This is a genomic window from Pseudoalteromonas sp. ESRF-bin5, assembly GCF_002632075.1.
In the GTDB taxonomy this organism is placed as follows: domain Bacteria; phylum Pseudomonadota; class Gammaproteobacteria; order Enterobacterales; family Alteromonadaceae; genus Pseudoalteromonas; species Pseudoalteromonas marina.
The window spans coordinates 21,302-27,793 of record NZ_NTLW01000318.1 but is presented as its reverse complement, the minus strand read 5'-3'; the positions used below and the strand labels follow the sequence as shown (position 1 = coordinate 27,793).

General features: G+C 40.1%; 7 protein-coding genes. 2 read left to right on the top strand and 5 right to left on the bottom strand.

What is annotated here, in order from left to right:
- On the top strand, window positions 1-230 hold a 230-nt coding region (locus tag BCG07_RS19465), incomplete at its 5' end, for an EF-Tu C-terminal domain-related protein (protein ID WP_502694089.1).
- Window positions 231-550: 320 nt separating this feature from the next.
- On the opposite strand, the gene BCG07_RS19460 is transcribed toward BCG07_RS19465, so the two are convergent.
- From BCG07_RS19460 to BCG07_RS19450, 3 genes are all read right to left on the bottom strand, one after another.
- The gene (locus tag BCG07_RS19460; RefSeq protein WP_286891628.1) at window positions 551-1,747 is read right to left on the bottom strand and encodes a dipeptidase; all 1,197 of its coding nucleotides are present in this window, start codon (window positions 1,745-1,747) and stop codon (window positions 551-553) included.
- Between the two features lie 64 nt (window positions 1,748-1,811).
- The gene (locus BCG07_RS19455; protein WP_243532296.1) at window positions 1,812-2,066 is read right to left on the bottom strand and encodes a YheU family protein; all 255 of its coding nucleotides are present in this window, start codon (window positions 2,064-2,066) and stop codon (window positions 1,812-1,814) included.
- A complete protein-coding gene (locus BCG07_RS19450; protein ID WP_286891625.1) occupies window positions 2,066-3,055 on the bottom strand; it encodes a hydrolase in 990 nt (329 codons plus the stop codon). The genes BCG07_RS19455 and BCG07_RS19450 overlap by 1 nt, the downstream gene beginning before the upstream one ends.
- A gap of 721 nt (window positions 3,056-3,776) precedes the next feature.
- Here BCG07_RS19450 and BCG07_RS19445 point away from each other — a divergent pair.
- Window positions 3,777-4,163 (top strand): hypothetical protein, encoded by a 387-nt coding sequence (locus BCG07_RS19445; protein ID WP_286891623.1) that lies wholly within the window; start codon window positions 3,777-3,779, stop codon window positions 4,161-4,163.
- On the opposite strand, the gene BCG07_RS19440 is transcribed toward BCG07_RS19445, so the two are convergent.
- Together BCG07_RS19440 and BCG07_RS19435 are read right to left on the bottom strand one after the other, a co-directional pair.
- Complete coding sequence (locus tag BCG07_RS19440; protein ID WP_058430099.1) at window positions 4,160-4,582, bottom strand: TIGR02444 family protein; 423 nt, start codon at window positions 4,580-4,582, stop codon at window positions 4,160-4,162. The genes BCG07_RS19445 and BCG07_RS19440 overlap by 4 nt on opposite strands.
- Window positions 4,569-6,488, bottom strand: a complete 1,920-nt coding sequence (locus BCG07_RS19435) for an ATP-binding cassette domain-containing protein (protein WP_286891620.1) — start codon at window positions 6,486-6,488, stop codon at window positions 4,569-4,571. Before BCG07_RS19435 ends, BCG07_RS19440 begins: the two co-directional genes overlap by 14 nt.
- Window positions 6,489-6,492: the final 4 nt, after the last annotated feature.

Here is a 6,492-nt window from a genome sequence, read left to right as displayed (position 1 = left end):
GTCATACTCCATTCTTCAAAGGTTACCGTCCACAGTTCTACTTCCGTACAACTGACGTAACTGGTGACGTACAGTTACCAGAAGGCGTAGAAATGGTAATGCCTGGTGATAACATCAAGATGACAGTAACTCTAATCGCACCAATCGCGATGGATGAAGGTCTTCGTTTTGCTATCCGTGAAGGTGGCCGTACTGTAGGTGCTGGTGTTGTAGCAACTATCGTAGAGTAATAATTAACGTTTTAGTTAATTGTTAGAAAAAGGTCACTTAGGTGGCCTTTTTTAATGCCTGCAATTTGCCTCACGTGAAGGCGGCGCTCTTACCTCAGGCGTAGGTGCTTTGTAGCAACGTTCAATGAGTGATAGTTAACGTTTAAGTTAATTAATACTAAAAAACTCGAGCTTAGCCTCGGGTTTTTTAATGCCTAAAGAAAAGTGTTTCGTTTTCAGCTATTAGTAGCTTGGTGTTAAATTATACTTAACACATAAAAAAGCACGACTTTAAGCCGTGCTATTAATTAAACTTTTTGATAACTGACAAATTTTACAGCTTAGTGTTTTTTGGCATATGCTTCAGCTTGCTTCCATACTCTTAGTGTATTGCCACTTAGTATTTTTTTTATGTCGCCATCGCTGTAGCCTCTATCCATAAGGCCTTGTACTAAGTTTGGATAACTAGATACATCCTTCAAGCCAATCGGTAACGAATCGCCAACACCGTCGTAATCAGAGCCAATGCCAACATAATCAATGCCAATCAACTCTACAACGTGATCAATATGATCAAGCACTTGTTCAAGGCTGGCAAAAGGATACGGATTTTTAGCGCGATAAGCCGCATCAAAATCATTACTTAACTTAGTGCCTTGTTCTTTAGCAGACTCTTTTGTACTTTTTAGTTGCTTACCCCATGCACCTGCTTTTGCTGTAACAAAGCTTGAACCAAAGTTAATTTGAATCACACCACCGTTCTTTTTAAGGGCTAATAGCATATCGTCATTCATATTACGCTCAAAACCAGGGGTGTACTTACGCAATGATGAATGTGAGGCAATAACAGGGGTTTTAGACAATTCCATTACCTGATAAAACGCATCATCTGAGATATGCGACACATCAATCAGCATACCCATATTATTCATTGCAGTGACCAGCTCTTTACCAAAGGGGCTTAAGCCTTTCCATTTGCGGCGAATATCGTAAGATGAGTCAGAAATATGATTACTTTGTGAGTGTGCAAGAGTGATGTAACGTACGCCACGGTCAAAAAAGTGCTGAAGGTTTTTTAAGTCACCTTCAATAGGGGAGCCGTTTTCCATCCCCATAGCAATAGACAATTTGCCATCTTTAAATTGTTGTTCTATGTCGTTTGTAGAGCTTGCCATTGCAAATTTAGCGGGTGCACGTTGTGCAATCGCTTCCATCCCGTCAATTAACTGATTAGCTAACTGATAGCTTTTGCCTTTACCTTCAAACTCTAAATGGGCAGGAATATATATCGACATAAATGGCGCGTTTAAGCCACCTTTTACTGCGCGAGGATAATCAAAATCGCCATCCTGAGTCGCTTTAGTTACATCAGCCCATTTATCATGAATACGGTAAGGTACATCAATGTGGGTGTCGATTAAAATAGTGTCTTTGGCAAGTTTAACCGCTTTGTCTGACGCGCTAACAGGTTGCTCTGCAAAGGCTTGGTTTGTTAAAGCTAGTGATACGGCTACCACTAGAGTGCTGAGTTTTATCATGTTTTGGCTCTTTGGGTAAAAAGCCATTGTGTACGCTCAGCTAAAAAGTTACAAGTATTACACTCTAATCATACGACGCTTGTTGGTGCTCTTCACTTTGCATAGCTTTGAACTCGTTTTTTGAAATAATGGTGACCGATTCGTGCAGCTCTGAAAAAAACACCATGGCTTCACCATTTTTTAGTTGCTGATTGACTTGCGCTACTTTACTTTCAATACTGAACTCTTGCTCGCCATAATCAGTGCCTTCACGCAGTACATAGCTTTCTATTAAATTGTATAGTGTGTCTTTATCAAGTTGTTCAAAAGGGATAATCATTACTGCTTGTTACTCGTTTTGTTTATTATGTGTTGGCTAAAATAGCTAGGTACGGCTTTTTCTAACCAAAAAATGGGTTTAAACGGATTACTACCGCTAATAAATCCAACGTGCCCACCTTTTTCAGAGACGCACAGGGTAACATCTTCACTCACATCTTGCTTGCTAGGCACGGCTTTAATCGACAGCATTGGGTCGTCTTTCGCATGAATGATTAAGGTAGGTACAGCAATATGTTTTAAGTAGGGCATAGCACTGGCTTGACGATAATAATCATGTGCATTCTCAAAGCCATGCAAAGGGGCTGTTATATGATTATCAAATTCTAATAAATCATTAATGTCCATTAATTCATCAGTTGTAATGGGTATTTGCTGCTTAATTTGAGGCAACTTGCGCTGCATCGATTTTTTCATACGATCGAGCAAATACTTTTGATAAATTTTACCCAAGCTTTTGCGTATTACATCACTTGATGATGATAAATCATACGGTGCTGATATAACGGCTGCTGCATTTAATGGGCATCGCTGAGCTTGCTCACCTAAATATTTTGCTAATACATTACCACCTAACGAAAAACCAACCGCAAATAAAAGCCTGTTTGGAAATTGTAGTTTTAAGTGATTAATAAAAAAGGCTAAGTCGTCTGTGTCACCACTGTGGTACGCACGGGGAAGTCGGTTTACCTCTGTTGAGCAGTTTCTAAAGTGCATGAGTACAACGGCATAACCTTGCTTTTTCAGCGCTTTCATCATGCCTTTGGCATAAAAGCTATTAATATTGCCTTCAAGGCCGTGCAATACAATGGCAAGAGGAGCATTTTCGTTATGCGGAAGTGACCATGCAAGCTCAATAAAATCACCGTCGGGTGTATCAAGCTGTTCTAATTCGTAGCGAGTATTATGAAAAGGGCGGAAAAAACGCGGCATTATGGTTTGAACGTGACGATTGGTCATCCACCATGCGGGTTTAAACTTATGAGTCATGTTTATACTACACACTTTGCAAAAACGAAGCGTTAGTGTATCAAAAAGAATAAAAAGCGCCTAATTAATAACTAATTAGGCGCTTTGTGCGTCGTGCTTAATTTTTTAATGTTGTTCTTTCAGATCAGCGTCGTGTACTTTTTTCATGAAAAAATACACAAAAAATAGGCATAAACTAATAACGACGCCTAAAAAGCCAAATGATAGAAATAACACTGGGTCGCTAAAAAAATCTCTAAAGAATACGTCCATAATTGCCTCCTGATGTCTATGGGGTAATCATAGGTCTATTTTTGCAGCTCTGAACTGATCCAGATCAAGCTATTTTCCTGATTATTAAATGAGTCGTAAAGAAGTTGATTTGGATCAAATAGGTTGGCTAGAGCTAGCGAAACCCAACGAGAATTAATGATAAAAAGCAGTTTCAAGGTAATGAATTACTGTAGGTCGTCATTTATGGCGATAATTTTTATTGTAAGTTTGCTGAGCTAAATCACGGCTTTGTTTTTCTCTTAAAGCGAAGCGCCTCTATGCCTCATTGTGAGTCAGTTATTTAAATAGTTTTTTGCACAAAGAGAGAATGAGAAGTAAATGAGGGGAATGCAAAATTTATTCGCAGCTAAAGCTGGTTCCTACAAGCTTAGTAGCAATAACATCTGCTTGGGCTTATAATTTTCCTTTATAGCTTTATTTTTATACCTAGTAATAATGGTGGTAGGCATTGAACATTACACGGATAGTTAAATACACTTTAGTGATTATGCTGCTGCAAATTGCCTTATCGACATTACTTAATACTGTTGTTGGTTTTGAGCGCTATGCATCATCGAGGCTTGGCGATTACATTCTTATTGCAATCATGCCTTCTAGTGTTTTATCTTTTTTTCTATACGGTGTAATGGCATATCGCAGTGATAATTATGCTTGGCGATATACATTTTATGTTTACTTTTTAGGCTCTTTGCTTGGTACAGTAACTGTCTCATTGATATTGCAAGAGTTTTACTTTTTCAGTGAAACTTCCATTATAGAATTGCCTGTTTCATTGTTAGTTATTACTTTAGCAACCCTAACAGGGTTGCAGTTGCAGCAAAAAACGAATGCTTAAAGCTCTCCAACATATAGCATTACATTAGTGGTCCTCGAATCAGGCTCTAATGTTAAAGTATTCACTTTTTCTACTAACATCTGTTGTTGTTGTTTCTCGAGCTTGAGCTCAGTACTGAGCAGCTCTTTACGAATTACAGCGTAATCTGCAATCTCGGTTTGATTTGCTTTTAGATAGGCGCGTGTAGCACGAAGGGGCTTCAATACCTGCTGGTCAAATTCACAAATTGATTGTTCAAGCTTGTTTAGCTGAGTTTGACTAACTGCTAGCTTGAGAGAGTCTAGGTAATACAGTAACAAACACAGGTTTACATTTTTACCTTGCTGGTTTTGATAATCCAACAGACGCGTTTGCATGTCACCTTTGCTATAAAGGTCACATGCAAATTGCCAAAAGTCATCGCAGTTAAGCAAGTTCATCGGCAAAGGCCTGCTCTTTTTCTTCCATTTCTTCAAGCGCCATAAGTAACTCTTCTTCAATATCGTTAAGTTTAGGCGTAAGCGTGGCTTGCTTAGCAATTAACTCTTTTAACTGGGCTTTGTTGTCATCGTTGTAGAGTTCGTTATCGCCAAGTGCAACTTCCACTTCGCTTAGCTCTGCTGCGTATTTGTCGAGCTGCTTTTCAAGTTTCTCAATTTGCTTTTTAAGCGGTTGAATGGCTTTTCTAAATTCAGCCTCTAAGCGCTTTTGCTCTTTTCTATTAACCCCTGAGTTTGCTTTTGGCTCATCGGCCTGCTCCGATTTAGTAGCCGCTTTATTAGCATTAAGAAGCCATTGGTAATAATCGTCAAGTTCGTAGCCAAATTGGGTTACTTCACCGCTGTCTACAAGGTAAAACTCATCGGCGGTGTTTTTCAGCATGTGGCGGTCATGCGATACGGTAACCATAGCGCCTTCAAAGCCTTGCAGGGCCATAACAAGTGCATGGCGCATTTCTAAGTCAAGGTGGTTGGTAGGCTCATCGAGTAGCAGTAAATTTGGTTTTTGATATACCAACATAGCCAGCACTAAACGGGCTTTTTCACCACCTGAAAACGGTGCTACAGGCTCAAGCGCTTTATCGCCAATAAAGGCAAAGCCGCCTAAAAAGTCGCGTAGTGATTGTTCAGTAGCTTTTGGGTTTAAACGTTGTAAATGCGTAATTGCGCTGGCTTTTAAGTCAAGGGATTCAAGCTGGTGCTGTGCAAAATAGCCAATATTAAGGCCTTGGTGCTGAAATACATCCCCAGCTTGTGGTTTTAAGTCGCCGGCAAGTAATTTAATTAATGTGGATTTACCTGCGCCATTTCTACCCAGTAGTGCAATACGGCTGCCAGGTACTAAGTTCAGCTTAATACTATTTAAAATAGTTACGTCGCCATACCCGGCTTGAGCTTTGTCGAGCGTCATGAGTGGGTTTGGTAGCGCTGATGGCTCTGCAAACTCAAAATTAAATGGTGAGTCGGCATGTGCAGGGGCAAGCTTTTCCATACGCTCAAGTGCTTTAACACGGCTTTGCGCCTGTTTAGCTTTACTGGCTTTTGCTTTAAAGCGAGTAATAAACTGTTCTAGGTGGGCAATTTGCTCTTGCTGTTTTTCGAACATGGCTTGCTGTTGTAATAAACGCTCTGCTTTTTGGCGTTCAAACTGCGAGTAGTTACCTTTGTATACATTGATAAGTTGTTTATCTATGTGCCAAATTTGATCAACCACGGCATCTAAAAACTCGCGGTCGTGCGATATAAGTACCAATGTGCCTGTATAGGCACGTAAAAAGCGTTCAAGCCAATATACGGCATCTAAATCAAGGTGGTTTGTTGGTTCATCGAGTAATAGTAAATCAGCGTTTCGAATAAGTGCTTGGGCAAGGTTTAAACGCATGCGCCACCCCCCCGAAAACGCACTAACAGGGTTTTCTATTTGGTTATTAGCAAAGCCTAACCCATGCAACAGCTCGCCAGCTTGCGATTCAATGCTGTAGCCTTTCATGTTTTCTAGCTGAATATGCACTTTGGCTTGAGTATCGCCATCGTTATTTTGTTCTGCTTCTCTCAGCGCAATACGCAGCGCGTAGTATTCAGGGTGTCCTTGCAATACATAATCAATCGCGCTTATTTCGAGGGCAGGGGTTTCTTGTTTAACCGAAGCAATAGACCAATCTTTAGGAATACTGCAATTACCAGCATCAAGTTGCAATTCAGATTTTAGTAAACCAAATAAGGTTGATTTTCCACAGCCATTGGCGCCCACAAGGCCTACTTTGTGCTCTGGAAATAACGTAGCTGATGCATTTTTTAATAAGGCTGTTCCGCCACGAAGGAGTTCTATTTCTGATATTTGGATCATGAAT

What these genes read in the sequence shown, in the direction of transcription:
- BCG07_RS19455 (WP_243532296.1), bottom strand. Translation starts at nt 2,066, where the DNA reads ATGATTATCCCTTTTGAACAACTTGATAAAGACACACTATACAATTTA.
- BCG07_RS19450 (WP_286891625.1), bottom strand. Translation starts at nt 3,055, where the DNA reads ATGACTCATAAGTTTAAACCCGCATGGTGGATGACCAATCGTCACGTT.
- BCG07_RS19440 (WP_058430099.1), bottom strand. Translation starts at nt 4,582, where the DNA reads ATGAACTTGCTTAACTGCGATGACTTTTGGCAATTTGCATGTGACCTT.
- BCG07_RS19460 (WP_286891628.1), bottom strand. Translation starts at nt 1,747, where the DNA reads ATGATAAAACTCAGCACTCTAGTGGTAGCCGTATCACTAGCTTTAACA.
- BCG07_RS19435 (WP_286891620.1), bottom strand. Translation starts at nt 6,488, where the DNA reads ATGATCCAAATATCAGAAATAGAACTCCTTCGTGGCGGAACAGCCTTA.